This is a genomic window from Bacillus cereus group sp. MYBK216-1 (assembly GCF_051916495.1).
Taxonomy (GTDB): Bacteria; Bacillota; Bacilli; order Bacillales; family Bacillaceae_G; genus Bacillus_A; species Bacillus_A thuringiensis_K.
Window position 1 is genome coordinate 277930 of record NZ_JBQAGT010000004.1, and the last position, 16119, is coordinate 294048.

Here is a 16119-nt window from a genome sequence, read left to right on the forward strand (position 1 = left end):
GAAATATAAAAAGGATTACCGATTTGGTAATCCTTTTTGTTATATTATGAAACTGGTACTGCTTTTTCTTTTTTCCATGAAAGACCGAATCCAGTAAAGCCGACGATAATGGTTACGACTGGACAAGCTAAACAGAAGATTGCGTATGGCAGGTAATCGAATGTTGGAACGCTAAGAACGTTTGTTAAGAATACGCCACTGACACCCCATGGTACGAGTGGGTTAATTACTGTACCAGCATCTTCTAATACTCGTGATAAATTACGACGTTCTAAACCGACTTCATCGTATTTATTAGCAAATGCTTGTCCTGTTAAAACGATGGATAAGTACTGCTCACCAAGTAAGAAGTTTACACCAATTGCAGTTGAAGCAGTAGAAATAATTAAGCGTGTACTAGTTTTTACGAAGCTAGAGATAATATTCATCAGCTGCGCTATAATACCCATTCCTTGTAATAATCCTCCCATACAAAGAGCTAGGAAAATAAGAGCAATTGACATCATCATACTTTGCAGGCCACCGCGAGATAATAAGCTGTCAATGTCTTTGATACCAGTTTTAGAAACGTAACCGTCTTGCATAATTTTTATTAAATCAGCTAAAGAAGTGCTAGGTTTAAAAATAAAGAGAATAATAATCCCTACCACAATTCCTGCAAGTAATGTTGGAACTGCGGGTACCTTTTTAAATGCGAATAGGAACAGTAATAAAATAGGAATCAGTGTAACGATAGAAATCGTTGCATTTTTTTCTAGTGTGTTAATAAATGCTGAGAAATCAACGTTTCCACCAGATCCGCTTCCTAAAATGAAAAATGCGATAAAAGCAATAATGAAAGCTGGAACTGTTGTCCAAAGCATGTTACGAATATGTTCAAATAAATCTACACCCGTTACAGCAGGCGCTAAGTTTGTTGTATCAGATAAAGGAGACATTTTATCTCCGAAGAATGCACCAGAAATAATTGCACCAGCAATAAGAGCTGGATCGTATCCAAGGGCAGTACCCATTCCCATAAAGGCAAGTCCTACAGTTGCAGCAGTTGTAAAAGCACTACCGATACTCGTTCCAACAATTGCACAAACAACAAAAACAGTTGGAACGAAAATTTTTGGAGATACAAGTTGGAAGCCGTATACCATTAAAGTCGGAATAGTTCCAGCTGCGATCCAAACGCTAATTAATACACCTACAAGTAAGAAAATAAATATAGATGGAATACCAGCTGAAATACTACTAATCATCCCTTTCTCCATAGTAGACCAAGAGATTTTCTTTAAGAATCCAAATGCTAATAAAAGAACGATACCAAATAAAATTGGGATGTGTGGTGAAACTTCTAATTGAATAACACTAAAACCAATACAGAAAAAGATAAAAATTGTTAAAAGAACAGACTCAATTTTTGAAACCATTGTTTTCCCCTCCTAAGTAATGTGAAATAGCTCTTTTTTATATAAAATTCGCCAATATTGTATATTTCCTTCTAAAATTTAGAATTTTGTGACAAATTACCGGTAATTGTTAGTTCTTCTATATGATGCGGAAATGATTGGATAAAAAAACGTCCCTGCATATAATTATGCAGGGACGAAGAAATCGCGGTACCACCCTAGCTTGTGAAATGAATGTATCACAAAATAAAGGGTCATATGATATGCGCTTATAAAATAAAAAACGCCCCTGCAATATATGCAGGGACGAAAAATTCGCGGTACCACCCTAAATTGTGAAACAGTGTCGTTTCACCACTCTTTAGACATAACGGTCTATAACCGTCTTTCACTACTCCTCACGTTTCGTAAAAGAAGCTCCAGGGGGTAATTCATAATTCGCTCTGTACTGGTTCGCACCGACCACCAGCTCTCTGAAATCAGAAATCGAAATACTACTAAATCCTATCAACGCCGATTCATATGATGTTAGTTAAATTTTTATCATATTTTCATCTTACATGTCAATAAAAATATTAAATGTTTTTTTAGGGAAATAAAGGATAATTGTTTTAAAGCTCTAATTTTGTACGTTATAATGAATTTGAAAGGGGAGGAAAGAGTGAAGAAAAAAATAATTCTTTTTACCATCTTACTAGTCGTTGGCGGAAGTGCTGGAATTTACACAGCTTTTGCGGCTGAATCACAGCAGTTGAAACAAAAGCAAATACAACAGTCAGAAGTGAAGAAAGTAAAAGAAATAGAAGAGAAGAAATCAATGGAAAAAGCAGCAGAGAAACTAGGAGTTTCTACTGAGGGGAAAACAAAAGAAGAGGTTACGAAAGAAGTAAATACCGCTAGGTTTGAGAAGCGTCATGATTTATTAATTGAGCACGCTAAGCAACTTGGAATTGATACAGAGGGGAAAAAAGATGAAGAAATTATTTTAGAAATTGGAAAGATACAGCATGGAAAGTAGAACAACTTATCGTATGATAAGTTGTTCTTTTTTAAGAACTATTTGATTTTAAAATAATTGACAGTCATTCGGATTTAATGTTAACTATATTTATAAATAAGTTAACATTAGGGGTGGCAATTGTGACAATAAAAAGTAAAACGATTGAAAAATCATCTTATACATATGAAGAATTAGCAGAGAAAAATAAAGCTTACGTATGGCACCCATTTACACAAATGAAAGATTATTTAGAAGAAGATCCTGTCATTATTGAACGTGGAGAGGGAAGAAAGCTATACGATGTAAATGGTAATGAATATTGGGATGGTGTTTCATCTATATGGTTAAATGTTCACGGACATCAAGTACCGGAATTAGATGAAGCAATTCGTGAGCAATTAAATAAAATTGCTCATTCTACTATGTTAGGACTTGCTAACGTTCCATCTATTTTATTAGCAGAAAAAATTATTGAGGTTGTACCAGATGGATTGAAGAAGGTATTCTATTCTGATTCAGGTTCTACGGCTGTTGAAATTGCAATTAAGATGGCTTTCCAATATTGGCAGCATAAAGGGAAACCAAAGAAACAAAGATTCGTTACATTAAAAGAAGCATATCACGGTGATACAATTGGAGCTGTTTCGGTAGGAGCAATAGACTTGTTTCACCAAGTGTATAGTTCGCTCTTATTTGATGCGATTAAAATGCCGTATCCATATACATATCGTTCTCCTTACGGAAATAATAAGGAGGAAATTGTAAAAAGCCATTTAGAAGAAATGGAAGAATTGTTGAAAGAAAAGCATGAAGAAGTAGCTGCCATCATTGTAGAGCCATTAATGCAAGGTGCTGGCGGGATGATTACAATGCCAAAAGGATATTTAAAAGGACTGCGCGATTTATGTACTAAGTACAATGTATTATTTATTACAGATGAGGTAGCGACTGGATTTGGGCGTACAGGGAAAATGTTTGCGTGTGAACATGAAAATGTGACGCCAGACATTTTAACTGCTGGGAAAGGTTTAACAGGTGGATATTTACCAATTGCAGTTACGGTAACGACAGATGAAATATATAATACCTTCTTAGGAGAATATGAAGAACAAAAAACATTTTTTCATGGACATAGCTACACAGGCAATCCGTTAGGGTGTGCGGTAGCAATCGCGAATCTAGAACTATATGAAAAAACAAATTTAATAGAAGAAGTGGCACGTAAAACGGATTATGTGGCAGCGCAATTAGAAAAGCTCTTTGCGTATAAACATGTAGGTGATATTCGTCAGTGCGGATTAATGGTTGGTATTGAGCTTGTGAAGAATAAGGAAACGAAAGAAGCGTTTGACTGGACAGAGAGGATCGGTGTTCAAGTATGTAAACGCTCAAGAGAGCTGGGTATGATTTTACGACCGCTAGGTAACACGATTGTATTTATGCCGCCACTTGCTTCTACTTTTGAAGAGATTGATGATATGTTACGCATTTTATATAAGGCAATCTCGGATGTTACGGAGGGAGAATAATGAGTGGTTTTTTCATAACAGCAACGGATACTGAAGTTGGAAAAACAGTAGTTGCAGGTGCTATAGCAGGTGTATTTAGAGAATTAGGATATAACGTAGGGGTGTATAAACCGTTACAAAGTGGGCATGTTGCATCAAACCCTGAGGGAGATGCAGCAAGGTTAAAAGCATTATCAGGTGTACCGACACAAGAAAATGAAATTTGCCCTTATTCTATTGAAGAACCACTTGCTCCGAGACTTGCCATGAAAAGAGCTGGAAGAGTAGTAAAGTTAAAAGAAATTACTGATTACTATAATGAACTATTAAAAGAGTTTAATAGCTTATTTGTAGAAGGAGCAGGTGGGCTTGCTGTCCCATATACAGAAGATGCTTTAGTAATTGATTTTGCAAAAGAATTACAGTTGCCTCTTATTGTAGTAGCTCGTCCTACATTAGGAACAGTAAATCATACAGTGTTAACGATTGCTTACGCAAAGGCGCATGGCTTAACCGTAGCGGGTGTCATTTTATCAGGTTGCAAAGAATGTGAAATGGAAAGAGTGCAAGAAAATAAAGAAATGATTGAAGAGCTGAGTGGGGTACCAGTTTTAGGATTATTACCATTCTTTGAAGGTGAGTTTACGAAAGAAGAAGTATTAGAATCTGCAAAAGAATATATTATGATTTCAAAATTAGAGGAGTTTATCCAAAATGAATCAAAATTGGCGGGCGCACCTTCAATCTAAATTACAACAATTACATGAGCAAGGGCAGTATCGTGATTTGCATGTAACAGAGAAGGCAGAAGAGACTTGGCTTATTCGAGATAAAAAAAGGATGTTAAATTTAGCGTCAAATAATTATTTAGGGTTAGCTGGAGATGAAAGGTTAAAAGAAGCTGCTATTGCCTGTACAAAAAGATATGGAACTGGAGCGACTGCCTCTCGTCTCGTTGTAGGAAATCATCCATTATATGAAGAGGTTGAGAGAAGCATATGTGACTGGAAAGGTACTAAAAGAGCTTTAATTGTAAATAGTGGGTATACGGCAAATATAGGTGCCATATCTTCTTTAGCCTCTCGGCACGATATTGTTTTTAGTGATAAGTTAAATCACGCAAGTATTGTTGATGGAATCATATTAAGCGGGGCAGAGCATAAAAGGTATCGTCATAATGATTTGGATCATTTAGAGAAGCTGTTGAAAATGGCTTCGCCTGAAAAAAGGAAATTAATCGTAACAGATACCGTTTTTAGTATGGATGGTGATACTGCGTATTTGAGAGATTTAGTACAGCTGAAAGAGAAATACGGGGCAATCATTATAGTCGATGAAGCACATGCGAGTGGAATATATGGAATCGGCGGAGCTGGGTTATCTCATATAGAAAAAAAACTTGCTCAAAAAATTGATATACATATGGGGACGTTTAGCAAGGCTTTAGGGTGTTATGGTGCGTATTTGACAGGCGATGAAATTTATATAGAGTATTTACAAAATATGATGAGAAGCTTTATTTTTACTACGGCTTTACCACCAAGTACGTTAGGAGCAGTGCAAAAAGCAATTGAAATTGTAAAAGAAGATAACGAAAGAAGAGAGAACCTTATAGCAAACGGAGAATACTTCAGAACTAAATTAAGGGATGCTGGTTTTGATATTGGGAATAGTTCAACTCATATTGTACCGATTGTAGTCGGTTCAAATGAACATGCTTTACGATTTAGTAAAAGGTTGCAAGAGGCAGGGATTGCGGCCATTGCAATTCGTCCGCCAACTGTGCCGGTTCATAGTTCTCGAATTCGCTTTGCAGTTACATCGCAACATACAATAGCTGATTTAAAATGGGCTATTGACCGAATTATTCACATTGCGAAAGAAGAGGAGATTTTCGTATGAACGAGCTAAAGATTATTTTTATCCCCGGATGGGGAATGGAAGAGAATATTTGGGATTTAGTACTTCCGTATTTTAAAGGATATCCTGTTGAATGCATAGATTGGCGTAATGTGAAAGAACGAAGTGAATTTACAGAACGAATTATAGATGTAGCGCATAACGACAACGTAATTTTAGTTGGATGGTCACTAGGAGCGTTAACAGCAGTTGAAGCTTATAAAAAGATTGAGGCAAAAGGTATCGTATTAATTGGTGGGACCGCTAAATTTACAAATACGAGCGACTATAGTAATGGATGGAATGCTTTGCATGTAGAACGGCTGAAAAGGAATTTGGCGAGAAGGAAAGAAGATACGCTCAAGCGGTTTTATGAAAATATGTTTACGAAAGATGAGCTAAAAGAGAACAAAAACTTTGAGGACATTGTAGAACATTTTAAAGGTGATTCTATTCAGTCTTTACAACTAGGTTTGGATTATTTAATAGAAACAGATATGAGAGAAGAACTAAAAGAAATTAAAGTACCTATACTACTTATCCACGGAGAACAGGATGTAATATGCCCATTGTCTGCGGCACGTAGTATGACGGAGAATAGCAGCAGCGAGCTGAAAGTAGTAAGTGAAGCAGGGCATGCATTATGTGTAACGAATTTTGAATATTGCGCAAATGAGATAATTCAATTTGTAGAGGGGATACGACATGATCAACAAAACGTTACTACAAAAACGGTTTAATGGGGCAGCCGTATCTTACGATCGATATGCAAATGTACAAAAAAAGATGGCACATTCATTACTTTCAATCTTAAAGGAACGATATAGTGAAACGGCACCGATACGTATTTTAGAACTGGGGTGCGGGACGGGTTATGTAACAGAGCAATTATCAAAGTTATTTCCGAAAGCACATATTACAGCAGTTGATTTTGCTGAAAGTATGATTGCGATTGCGCAAACTAGACAAAATGTAAAAAATGTAACGTTTCACTGTGAAGATATTGAGCGATTACGATTAGAAGAATCATATGATGTCATTATTTCAAATGCTACATTTCAATGGTTAAATAATTTACAACAAGTGTTAAGAAATTTATTTCAACATTTGTCTATAGATGGGATATTACTCTTTTCAACGTTTGGACATGAAACATTTCAAGAATTGCATGCTTCGTTCCAACGTGCGAAAGAAGAAAGAAATATAAAAAATGAAACATCGATTGGTCAACGTTTTTATTCAAAAGATCAGTTGCTTCATATATGCAAGATAGAAACAGGGGAGGTGCATGTTTCTGAAACATGTTACATAGAGAGTTTTACAGAAGTTAAGGAGTTTCTGCATTCTATTCGAAAAGTAGGAGCAACTAATAGCAATGAAGGATCATATTGTCAAAGTCCCTCACTCTTTCGTGCGATGCTACGCATATACGAAAGAGACTTCACGGGAAATGAAGGGATAATGGCAACGTATCATGCTTTATTTATGCATATAACAAAAGAGGGGAAGAGATGAAATGAAACAAGTGCAAACAAAAAAGGATTGGAAAAAACTAGCATACGACGTAGTGGAAGAGAAGATGATTACGAAAGAAGATGCAATAGCGATATTAGAAGCTGATGATACAGAAGTTTTAGAAATTATGAATGCAGCTTACATTATTCGCCATCATCATTTTGGTAAGAAAGTAAAATTGAATATGATTATTAATACGAAATCTGGATTATGTCCTGAAGATTGTGGATATTGCTCACAGTCTATTATTTCAGAAGCACCGATTGATAAATATGCATGGTTAACGCAGGAGAAGATTGTAGAAGGGGCACATGAAGCAATACGCCGTAAAGCAGGTACATATTGTATTGTAGCGTCTGGTCGTCGTCCGACGGATAAAGAGGTAAATCACGTAATTGGAGCAGTTAAGGAAATTCGTGAAACGACAGACTTGAAGATTTGTTGTTGTTTAGGTTTCTTAAATGAAGATCAAGCAGGACGTTTAGCGGAAGCAGGCGTGCATCGTTATAACCACAACTTAAATACACATGCAAATAATTACGATAGTATTTGTTCAACTCATACGTACGATGATCGTGTTGATACAGTTCAAAAAGCAAAACAAGCTGGTATTTCACCATGCTCTGGAGCGATTTTTGGCATGGGAGAAACAATTGAAGAGCGTGCTGAAATTGCATTTGAATTACAACGTATAGATGCAGATTCTATCCCTTGTAATTTCCTTGTTGCTGTAAAGGGGACACCTCTTGAAGGGCAAAAAGAGTTAAAACCAGTAGAATGTTTAAAAGTACTGGCAATGATGCGTTTTGTAAACCCAACAAAAGAAATTCGTATTTCAGGAGGACGTGAAATCAATTTACGTTCTGTACAGCCAATCGGTTTATTTGCAGCAAATTCTATTTTTGTCGGGGACTACTTAACGACAGCTGGACAAGAGCCGACTGCGGACTGGGGTATGATTGCAGATTTAGGATTTGAGATTGAAGAATGTGCATTATAGGATAGATGAAAAAGCAAACTTGTAAAAGGGTTTGCTTTTTTTGTAAATAAAATGTAATAAATAGTTGTAAACGCTTGATGCTATTGGTTTTTGAACGAAAAAAAGAATTTTTGTGGACGAATTTTCCAAGCCCTAGTTGTACATAGTAAATATGTAATTTATATTGGGTTGGAGGATTTTACATGTACAAATACATATTAGCGATTATGACTTGTTTAATTTTAATAAAAGCAATAAGTTCTGATCCAGTTAAGGCTGCTGAAAATCCTGAACAAAAAGAGATGCAACAAAGAATCGAACAACACTTTCGAACGAAAGCTGAACATTTTGGATTGAAAACGGAAGGAAAAGATTTAAAGGAAGTTAGAAAAGAAATTACTATTATAGAAGAAGCGAAAAAAAGAGAGAATGTATGGAGAACAGCACAAGCTCTTCATATAAAAACAGAAGGAAAAACGATGAATGAATTAATAAAAGATGTACAAAAAAAGGTAAAAAAATAAAAAGAGGCCGCAGCCTCTTTTTTTATGCCCATTGTTTTGATAAGTGAGCCATTTCAATTGCAGCAACAGCTGATTCATATCCTTTATTACCAGCTTTCGTACCTGCGCGTTCAATCGCTTGTTCAATTGTTTCTGTCGTTAATACGCCGAAAATAACTGGGATGTCCATTTGTAGTGATAATGACGCAACACCTTTTGCTACTTCATTACAAACGTAATCGTAGTGAGTTGTAGCACCTCGGATTACAGTACCTAATGTAATAACAGCATCATACTTTCCGCTACTAGCCATCTTTTTAGCGATTAAAGGAATCTCAAATGCACCAGGAACCCAAGCAACATCAATATCATTTTCTTCTACACCGTGACGCTTTAATCCGTCTAAAGCGCCGCCAAGTAACTTACTTGTAATAAATTCGTTAAAACGTCCAACAACAACTCCAACTTTTAATCCTGTACCAACTAAATGACCTTCGAATACCATAATAAATCTCTCCTTTAATTATAAGTTTAGTAAGTGTCCTAATTTGTTTACTTTCGTTTGTAAATACGATTTATTCTCTTCTTTTGCCGGCATTTGCAACGGTACACGCTCGACTACTTCTAAATCATAACCTTGTAAGCCAGCAATTTTTCTTGGGTTATTCGTTAATAATCGTAAACTTTGTAAACCTAAATCTTTTAATATTTGAGCACCGATACCGTAATCACGAAGATCAGCAGGGAAGCCGAGTTTTTCATTTGCTTCTACAGTATCGAATCCTTCTTCTTGTAATTTATAAGCACGAAGCTTATTAAGAAGCCCAATGCCTCTTCCTTCTTGTCTCATATAAAGAAGAACACCTTTTCCTTCACGCTCAATTTGAGCAAGTGCTGCATGGAGTTGTGGTCCGCAATCGCAGCGATGTGAACCGAATACATCTCCTGTTAAGCATTCAGAATGAACACGTACAAGTACCGGTTCACCTGTTGAAATATCACCTTTTACAAGTGCGATATGTTCTTTCGTATCTAATGAGTTAGAATAGCCAATTGCGTGGAAAGTACCGAAATCTGTAGGTAATGTAATTTCCACTTCTCTCGTCACAAGTGTTTCATGATGGCGGCGGTAAGCAATTAAATCTTCTATTGTAATCATTTTTATATCAAATTGTTTTGCGCATTCTATTAAATCAGGTACACGTGCCATCGTGCCGTCCTCATTTATAATCTCGCAAATAACTCCAGCTGGTTCGGCACCGCATAGCTTTGCTAAATCAACAGCAGCTTCTGTATGACCTGCACGACGCAGGACACCGCCTTCTTTCGCAATTAATGGAAAGATATGTCCAGGTCGATTGAAATCAGTGCCTTTTGATGCAGGGTTTAACAATTCTTGTATCGTAGTTGCACGTTCGTGAGCGCTAATCCCTGTTGTTGTAGAAACATGGTCAATGCTCACTGTAAACGCAGTATGATGTGAATCTGTATTATGAGATACCATTGGTTCTAATTGTAGACGTTCTGCGTACCCTGCTGTAATCGGTACACAAACGAGACCACGGCCATGTGTAATCATAAAATTAATTGTTTCTGGTGTAATGTACTCTGCTAAAGCAATAAAATCGCCTTCATTTTCTCGGTTTTCATCATCACATACGATAACGACTTTACCTTGTTTTAAATCTTCTAGAGCTTCTTCAATACGATGAAACATTGTTCTTCCCCCTTATAGAAATCCGTTTTCTTGTAAAAAGCTTTCAGTCATTGAACCTACTCGTTTTGTAGGTTTAGTAATAAAGCGTTCGATATATTTACCAATCATGTCACACTCAATGTTTACGATATCTCCGGCATTTTTTTCTCCAATGACAGACTCGCTTACTGTGTGCGGGATGAGTGAAATCGTTATGGAAGATTCGTCTATATCAAATATCGTTAAACTCGTTCCATCAACAGCAATGGACCCTTTCTGCAAACAATAGTGCAGCAGTTCATCAGAAATTGCTATTTTGTAATAGACGGCATTGTAATGTTGTTTTTTATTTAAAATCGTTCCGATGCCATCAATATGTCCTGAAACGAAATGTCCACCGAATCGTCCGTTTGCAGCCATTGCTCGCTCTAAATTTACTTTAGAGTGCGGTTTAAGCATGCGAAGTGATGTCGACTGCATCGTTTCAGGCATTGCATCAACTGTAAATGAAGTAGTTGTAAAGCTTGTTACAGTTAAGCAAATACCGTTAACCGCGATACTATCACCTAAGTGAACATCTGATAAAATTTTCTTTGCATGAATCGTTAATTTCATCGCTTCTCCGCTTTGTTGCATGTTTGCTATCGTTCCTAATTCTTCTACAATTCCTGTAAACATTTCGTCACCTCGTTTCGGGCATTCGCAACGATTTTTATATCATCACCAATTTGTTTCATCTCTTGAATTTTCAAGGAAAGCGCATCTTGTAATTTTGAAAAACCATTTCCTCCAAATAAAGTAGGAGCATCTTTCCCACCAATTAATTTCGGGCTTATATAGGTTACAATTTCATTAAAATTATTTGTTTTTAAGAAACTTGCATGAATTGATTGGCCACCTTCAACGAATAGAGAAAGAATTTGTTTCTCTCCAAGAAAGGAAAGAAGGTCCTCGATTTCTATATACTTCGTTTCCATTTGGAATATAGCTATATTTTTAGATTCATAAGAAGATATCTTCGCTTTCTTTACATCCTTACCGACAATAATCCATGTCGGTGCTAAACCATCTGTTATAACATGAGAAGATGGTGGCGTTCGTAAATGGGTATCTAAAACAACGCGAATAGGATGTTTCCCACCATTTGGAATTCTTGTTGTTAAATGAGGATTATCAGCTATAACTGTATTCACTCCAACAAGAATTGCATCATGTGTATGGCGATATTGGTGAACATCAGCACGTGCTTCTTCACCTGTAATCCACTTACTTTCACCAGTTACAGTTGCTATTTTTCCATCTAAGCTCATTGCTGTTTTGATTGTTACAAAAGGGCGTTTCGTTTTCATGTAGTGAAAAAAGTAGCGATTTAATAAAAGCGCTTCTGCTTCAAGAATACCGGTAGTTACTTCAATTCTAGCTTCCTCTAATCTTCTTTTTCCGTTACCAGAAACGAGCGGATTACAATCGAGAGTAGCAATTACAACACGCTTAACTCCTTTTTCAATGAGCAATTCACAGCAAGGTGGTGTTTTTCCAAAGTGGCTACACGGTTCCAGTGTTACATAAACGGTAGCGTCTTTGGCGTTCTGACCAGCCATTTGAAGGGCATGAACTTCTGCGTGTTCTTCACCAGCTCGTAAATGAGCGCCCATACCAACGATGTTTCCATCTTTTACAACAACAGCACCAACCATAGGATTCGGACTTGTTTGTCCTGATGTCCCTTCTGCTAACTGCAGGGCAATCCTCATATATTCTTGATCTGTCATTTTCTTCACCTCTCCTAAAAAAATCAAAAAACCCCAAGGATTTAATATCCTTGGGGTTTGGGAGACGTGATTTCTAGAAATATAGTTTGAATACGAAAGCATAGGAAAGAAACCTAACGATAATTGATATTTCTGCATAAGGAAAAAACCTAGCAAAATATCGAATTTTTAAACGCTAGTTGTCTCTTTTTATTTCAGTATAAAAAATAAGTATAGAAAATTAAACATATATAAAGAATCAAAATGAATCTTTAAAAATATGCATACTGAAATAAAAGTGTATTCACTATATAAAAAACTAGAAACATATCCTTCTCCCATCCAGACTATACTGTCGGCCCTAGAGTTTCACTAGATCCACCGTTTTCGAGTTGAAAACGGGTCACGGACTTAGAAGTTTTCACTTCATCACCGCCGGTTGGGAATTTCACCCGACCCCGAAGGATGCTGTTTGCTCAAATTATAGCACAAAAAAAATAAAAGGCTAGTAAAAAATATTCGAATGTGAAGAATTGTGTGAAAATATATGCAGGCTGGAATGGAAATAAAAGTATTAGAAATGTTGTAAGGAGAAGGGATATAACGGAGTTGCTAAAAAGAAAAAACATGCACAAAAAAATGTGCATGTCACATGTAAAATTATTCTGCCTCTGGTGCTCTAACAACAGACTCGAATTTACCTTTATGCGAAGCGTCGCAATAAGGCATATTTTTTGATAAACCACAACGGCATAAAGAAAATGCCGGTTTTGCTGGGAATACATTCCCTTGTGAGTCGACTAATTCCACGTCCCCTGTAACGCGAAAAGAGCCATTATCATTTACTTTAATTTGTACTTTTGCCAACGTTATCCCTCCTTCCCAAACGCTTAATTTCATCATATAATCAAGGGAAGTGCTTGGCAATATAAAGTGAAACTTTAATTAGTGGGGAAGGCATCCCCCACTAATTATTAGTTGAACCAATCGGGCTTTTAGGGGCAGTTAATCTCCCACCTAACTTCTTTGTTTCAGCCGAATTTTGAGGTGAGAGTTTTACTGCCCGCAAATAGCGGGGAAAAAAGAGCACTTTGTTTGAGAAAGAAGAGAGTGTTATAATAGTTTTCATAACTGACTAGAGTAAGGTGACGAGAGATGGATAAACAATTACATACATTACGAAATATTGCAAATGAGCGCACGTGGGCATCATTTTTGAATGATAATCATCCATATAGTTTGTTACATTGGTCCATTGCAGGTGTAGGGCAAGAGGCAAAGGATGTTTGGTTACTTCAAGATGAAGTAACATTTCAAACGACAGAATTCCCAACGTTAGATGATGCAATGCAATGGATTTCTGAAAATATGGAACAAGTTACAGACGTTTTAGCGCAATAAAAAACAGGCTTATGCAAGCCTGTTTTTTGTTTCTTTCACATAGGTGTTTAAAAATTGATCGACGGCTGCTTCGTATTCTTCTTTATTTTCGTTATAAGAGCAAGCGTGTGCACCGTGTTCTGCAATATAAAGTTGTTTATTATTTTCTTTCGCTTCATATAACGCTTTTGTCATATCAGCTAAAATATAGTCGTCATCTTTACTATGAATAAAGAGAACGGGATTGTTAATATTTTTTATACAGTCGATTGGTGAAACTTCACGAATTGTATAACCGTCACGAACTTTCAAAAATGCGTTTGCTAAAGGTAATAAAGGCCATTTTGGTAAATGGAATTCAACCTTTAAACGGTGCTGTAATTGTCCGTGAAAATCAGAGAAAGGACAATCTGCAATATAGAAATCAGCACCATCTTCTAAAAGTCCTGCGTATTGAAGAAGTGTTGCAGCTCCCATAGATTCACCATGAATACCAAGTGTAATATTGGTGCCAAAACGGTTTTTTAGCCAGTCAACTACGGATTTTAAATCATGTTTTTCATAGTATCCATAGCTTGTTGTTTTTCCGCCAGTTTTACCATGACGACGATGATCGTAAATGAGGACGTTATATCCCCTTTTTAAGAATAAGTTTGCATATTTTACAGAGTTTATTTTATTTACAGTTACACCGTGGCAAAAAACCATAAACTTATTGGAGTGACCAGCAGGAATGTAATATCCGTGAAGGTCGTATCCGAATTGAGAAGGGATATGAATTTCTTCTTTATGAAGAGCATCAAAATCCTCTATACGAAAATGTTTTTTCGTTTCTCTTTCGAGTACTTCTTCCTCTGTTTTTTTCTTTAAGTACATCACTTTATTTGTAAAGAAAATCCCAAGGGCAGTTATTGCACCTAGTATAGTAAACAATGCTGCAAAAAAACGTTTCATACTTTACCTCATCCTCCAAATACCGTTACATGTGATACACTTATATTGTATCACAATGATATAAAAGGGGAGAAATAGGAAATGCTGCATATACAAAAAATTACGTCAGCGATGAAAGAAACAATCCGAATGTTCATGTGTGAGAACTGGGGAAGTTCATTGATGATTTCACGTGGTAAGGGACATCAGTTAGAAGAGTTGCCAGGTTTTGTTGCGCTCTTAGATGACAGAATAATCGGAATTGTAACGTATGAAGTGAGCGGAAATATGTGCGAAATTGTATCGCTGGATAGCTTTGAAGAAAGAAAAGGAATAGGGACGAAACTTGTGGATTGTGTATTACAAGTTGCAGAAGAAGAACGGTGCAGCCAGGTCTGGCTTATTACAACAAATGATAATATGAATGCGTTACGATTTTACCAAAAACGTAATTTTGTAATGACTAATTTATATGTGAATGCGGTAGAGGAGGCACGAAAAATAAAGAAAGAAATTCCACGTATTGGATATGATAATATCCCAATTTTACATGAAATTCAGTTGGAGTATCGTTTAGTGAAATGATGTAACAATTTTCAGAAATATAAGTCATTAATCTTGACGGTGAGTGTAATTTAGGTTACCGTAAAATTGTAATCTATTACCATATTAAGGGGTGACGATGTGGCAACTATACGTGATGTTGCAAAATTGGCAGGTGTTTCAGTCGCAACCGTTTCACGAGTTATTAATGAAAAAGGATACGTTCATGAGGACACAGTAAAACAAGTAAAGGAAGCAATTGAAGAATTACGTTATAGGCCAAACAGTGCAGCGAAGCCACTATTTAAAGAGAATTCAACGATAATTGCATTACTTGTAGATAATTTAAGTAACCCATCAAACATCACTTTGCTACATTGTATTGAGGAAATAGCATATAAAGAAGGCTATCAAATCATTATTTGTAATATAGAGAATAAAGATAGATACATACATATGCTGAAGCAAAATAATATTGCAGGTGTTATTTTGACAAGAGCAGTTTTTAAAAGTATAGGAGAAATTCCATTTCCGTTTGTTGTGATTGATGAGCAACAATCACATGGAAATTATTATGAAAGTGGACAGAGAGCTGTTTCTTTATTAAAAGAGAAAGGGTGTCACTTTCTTGCATATTTCGGTGAGGGAGAAGAAAGTGAAGAAATGGAAAATCATATAGCAGGGTTTTTAGACGCTGTTTGGGATGAAGGAATCTCTTATCGAGAAGAATGTGTACAAGGGTATACAAATAAACAATTTATTACATTATTGCAAAACAATCCGTATATAGATGGAATTGTAGCCTCAAGTGATCAGATTGCTATTGAGTTAATTCGGTCAGCGAGATTTCTAAATATACATATACCAAATAAATTAAAAATTGTTGGACCGAATGGGAGCATAGAGTGTGAATGGATAGGTTCATCACTATCGACAATTGAAAGCAGTGTCAAAGATAACGGAAAAGTAGCTTTTCAACAATTAAAAGGAAAAATAAAAAAGTAAAAGGTGCGTT

At 36.2% G+C, this 16119-nt stretch carries 18 protein-coding genes, 1 riboswitch and 1 other annotated feature; of the genes, 11 read left to right on the forward strand and 7 right to left on the reverse strand.

The genetic code is table 11. From position 1 onward, the window contains the following. Positions 1 to 44 precede the first annotated feature (44 nt). Positions 45 to 1418: a Na+/H+ antiporter NhaC gene (gene nhaC / locus ACTFRH_RS15940; RefSeq protein WP_000253730.1), complete on the reverse strand. Its 1374-nt coding sequence runs from the start codon at positions 1416 to 1418 to the stop codon at positions 45 to 47. A gap of 278 nt (positions 1419 to 1696) precedes the next feature. Next, positions 1697 to 1917, reverse strand: a binding site (T-box leader). Between the two features lie 141 nt (positions 1918 to 2058). On the opposite strand from nhaC, the gene ACTFRH_RS15945 reads away from it, so the two are divergent. From ACTFRH_RS15945 to ACTFRH_RS15980, 8 genes are all read left to right on the forward strand, one after another. Beyond that, positions 2059 to 2415 (forward strand): hypothetical protein, encoded by a 357-nt coding sequence (locus ACTFRH_RS15945; RefSeq protein ID WP_000726885.1) that lies wholly within the window; start codon positions 2059 to 2061, stop codon positions 2413 to 2415. 77 nt (positions 2416 to 2492) lie between these two features. Further along, on the forward strand, positions 2493 to 3926 hold the full coding sequence (gene bioA, locus ACTFRH_RS15950; RefSeq protein ID WP_002164169.1) for an adenosylmethionine--8-amino-7-oxononanoate transaminase: 1434 nt from the start codon (positions 2493 to 2495) through the stop codon (positions 3924 to 3926). After that, complete coding sequence (gene bioD / locus ACTFRH_RS15955) at positions 3926 to 4654, forward strand: dethiobiotin synthase (protein ID WP_000012472.1); 729 nt, start codon at positions 3926 to 3928, stop codon at positions 4652 to 4654. The genes bioA and bioD overlap by 1 nt, the downstream gene beginning before the upstream one ends. Next, a complete protein-coding gene (bioF, locus tag ACTFRH_RS15960) occupies positions 4620 to 5807 on the forward strand; it encodes an 8-amino-7-oxononanoate synthase (RefSeq protein WP_001075422.1) in 1188 nt (395 codons plus the stop codon). The genes bioD and bioF overlap by 35 nt, the downstream gene beginning before the upstream one ends. Next, positions 5804 to 6544: an alpha/beta fold hydrolase gene (locus ACTFRH_RS15965; protein WP_001004162.1), complete on the forward strand. Its 741-nt coding sequence runs from the start codon at positions 5804 to 5806 to the stop codon at positions 6542 to 6544. Before bioF ends, ACTFRH_RS15965 begins: the two co-directional genes overlap by 4 nt. Further along, positions 6510 to 7319, forward strand: coding sequence for a malonyl-ACP O-methyltransferase BioC (gene bioC, locus ACTFRH_RS15970; protein WP_000608901.1), 810 nt, complete (start codon positions 6510 to 6512; stop codon positions 7317 to 7319). Before ACTFRH_RS15965 ends, bioC begins: the two co-directional genes overlap by 35 nt. Position 7320: 1 nt before the next feature. After that, a complete protein-coding gene (gene bioB / locus ACTFRH_RS15975; protein ID WP_000815835.1) occupies positions 7321 to 8319 on the forward strand; it encodes a biotin synthase in 999 nt (332 codons plus the stop codon). A 182-nt stretch (positions 8320 to 8501) separates the two neighbouring features. After that, complete coding sequence (locus tag ACTFRH_RS15980) at positions 8502 to 8822, forward strand: hypothetical protein (RefSeq protein WP_000280032.1); 321 nt, start codon at positions 8502 to 8504, stop codon at positions 8820 to 8822. 22 nt (positions 8823 to 8844) lie between these two features. Here ACTFRH_RS15980 and ribH read toward each other — a convergent pair whose 3' ends face one another. The 5 genes from ribH to ACTFRH_RS16005 all read right to left on the reverse strand — a co-directional run bounded on the left by ribH (position 8845) and on the right by ACTFRH_RS16005 (position 13115). Continuing rightward, positions 8845 to 9306 carry a 6,7-dimethyl-8-ribityllumazine synthase gene (gene ribH, locus ACTFRH_RS15985; RefSeq protein ID WP_000230895.1) on the reverse strand — a complete coding sequence of 154 codons (462 nt, stop codon included), beginning with the start codon at positions 9304 to 9306 and terminating at the stop codon, positions 8845 to 8847. Positions 9307 to 9324: 18 nt separating this feature from the next. After that, positions 9325 to 10518: a bifunctional 3,4-dihydroxy-2-butanone 4-phosphate synthase/GTP cyclohydrolase II gene (ribBA, locus tag ACTFRH_RS15990; RefSeq protein ID WP_000468985.1), complete on the reverse strand. Its 1194-nt coding sequence runs from the start codon at positions 10516 to 10518 to the stop codon at positions 9325 to 9327. 12 nt (positions 10519 to 10530) lie between these two features. After that, positions 10531 to 11175: a riboflavin synthase subunit alpha gene (gene ribE / locus ACTFRH_RS15995; RefSeq protein WP_000493906.1), complete on the reverse strand. Its 645-nt coding sequence runs from the start codon at positions 11173 to 11175 to the stop codon at positions 10531 to 10533. Then, the gene (gene ribD, locus ACTFRH_RS16000) at positions 11157 to 12269 is read right to left on the reverse strand and encodes a bifunctional diaminohydroxyphosphoribosylaminopyrimidine deaminase/5-amino-6-(5-phosphoribosylamino)uracil reductase RibD (protein WP_000131982.1); all 1113 of its coding nucleotides are present in this window, start codon (positions 12267 to 12269) and stop codon (positions 11157 to 11159) included. Before ribD ends, ribE begins: the two co-directional genes overlap by 19 nt. Before the next feature lie 305 nt (positions 12270 to 12574). Next, positions 12575 to 12718: riboswitch (FMN riboswitch) on the reverse strand. Positions 12719 to 12908: 190 nt separating this feature from the next. Continuing rightward, complete coding sequence (locus ACTFRH_RS16005) at positions 12909 to 13115, reverse strand: CDGSH iron-sulfur domain-containing protein (protein ID WP_001151582.1); 207 nt, start codon at positions 13113 to 13115, stop codon at positions 12909 to 12911. A 288-nt stretch (positions 13116 to 13403) separates the two neighbouring features. Between ACTFRH_RS16005 and ACTFRH_RS16010 the strand changes: the two genes are divergently transcribed. Then, positions 13404 to 13649 carry a DUF2552 family protein gene (locus ACTFRH_RS16010; protein ID WP_000360793.1) on the forward strand — a complete coding sequence of 82 codons (246 nt, stop codon included), beginning with the start codon at positions 13404 to 13406 and terminating at the stop codon, positions 13647 to 13649. A gap of 9 nt (positions 13650 to 13658) precedes the next feature. On the opposite strand, the gene ACTFRH_RS16015 is transcribed toward ACTFRH_RS16010, so the two are convergent. After that, a complete protein-coding gene (locus ACTFRH_RS16015; RefSeq protein ID WP_000819229.1) occupies positions 13659 to 14582 on the reverse strand; it encodes an alpha/beta hydrolase in 924 nt (307 codons plus the stop codon). A gap of 81 nt (positions 14583 to 14663) precedes the next feature. Here ACTFRH_RS16015 and ACTFRH_RS16020 point away from each other — a divergent pair, with 81 nt between their 5' ends. Together ACTFRH_RS16020 and ACTFRH_RS16025 are read left to right on the forward strand one after the other, a co-directional pair. After that, on the forward strand, positions 14664 to 15146 hold the full coding sequence (locus ACTFRH_RS16020; RefSeq protein WP_000902443.1) for a GNAT family N-acetyltransferase: 483 nt from the start codon (positions 14664 to 14666) through the stop codon (positions 15144 to 15146). A 99-nt stretch (positions 15147 to 15245) separates the two neighbouring features. After that, entirely contained in the window at positions 15246 to 16109 is an 864-nt protein-coding gene (locus ACTFRH_RS16025; protein WP_000201352.1) for a LacI family DNA-binding transcriptional regulator, read from the forward strand. Positions 16110 to 16119: the final 10 nt, after the last annotated feature.

Excerpts from the sequence above, each read along its gene's own strand:
- bioB (WP_000815835.1), top strand. The coding sequence starts at position 7,321 with ATGAAACAAGTGCAAACAAAAAAGGATTGGAAAAAACTAGCATACGAC.
- ribD (WP_000131982.1), bottom strand. The coding sequence starts at position 12,269 with ATGACAGATCAAGAATATATGAGGATTGCCCTGCAGTTAGCAGAAGGG.
- ribH (WP_000230895.1), bottom strand. The coding sequence starts at position 9,306 with ATGGTATTCGAAGGTCATTTAGTTGGTACAGGATTAAAAGTTGGAGTT.
- bioA (WP_002164169.1), top strand. The coding sequence starts at position 2,493 with ATGTTAACTATATTTATAAATAAGTTAACATTAGGGGTGGCAATTGTG.
- ACTFRH_RS16020 (WP_000902443.1), top strand. The coding sequence starts at position 14,664 with ATGCTGCATATACAAAAAATTACGTCAGCGATGAAAGAAACAATCCGA.
- ACTFRH_RS15965 (WP_001004162.1), top strand. The coding sequence starts at position 5,804 with ATGAACGAGCTAAAGATTATTTTTATCCCCGGATGGGGAATGGAAGAG.
- bioD (WP_000012472.1), top strand. The coding sequence starts at position 3,926 with ATGAGTGGTTTTTTCATAACAGCAACGGATACTGAAGTTGGAAAAACA.
- ribE (WP_000493906.1), bottom strand. The coding sequence starts at position 11,175 with ATGTTTACAGGAATTGTAGAAGAATTAGGAACGATAGCAAACATGCAA.
- ribBA (WP_000468985.1), bottom strand. The coding sequence starts at position 10,518 with ATGTTTCATCGTATTGAAGAAGCTCTAGAAGATTTAAAACAAGGTAAA.
- ACTFRH_RS16015 (WP_000819229.1), bottom strand. The coding sequence starts at position 14,582 with ATGAAACGTTTTTTTGCAGCATTGTTTACTATACTAGGTGCAATAACT.
- bioC (WP_000608901.1), top strand. The coding sequence starts at position 6,510 with ATGATCAACAAAACGTTACTACAAAAACGGTTTAATGGGGCAGCCGTA.
- ACTFRH_RS16010 (WP_000360793.1), top strand. The coding sequence starts at position 13,404 with ATGGATAAACAATTACATACATTACGAAATATTGCAAATGAGCGCACG.
- ACTFRH_RS15980 (WP_000280032.1), top strand. The coding sequence starts at position 8,502 with ATGTACAAATACATATTAGCGATTATGACTTGTTTAATTTTAATAAAA.
- nhaC (WP_000253730.1), bottom strand. The coding sequence starts at position 1,418 with ATGGTTTCAAAAATTGAGTCTGTTCTTTTAACAATTTTTATCTTTTTC.
- bioF (WP_001075422.1), top strand. The coding sequence starts at position 4,620 with ATGAATCAAAATTGGCGGGCGCACCTTCAATCTAAATTACAACAATTA.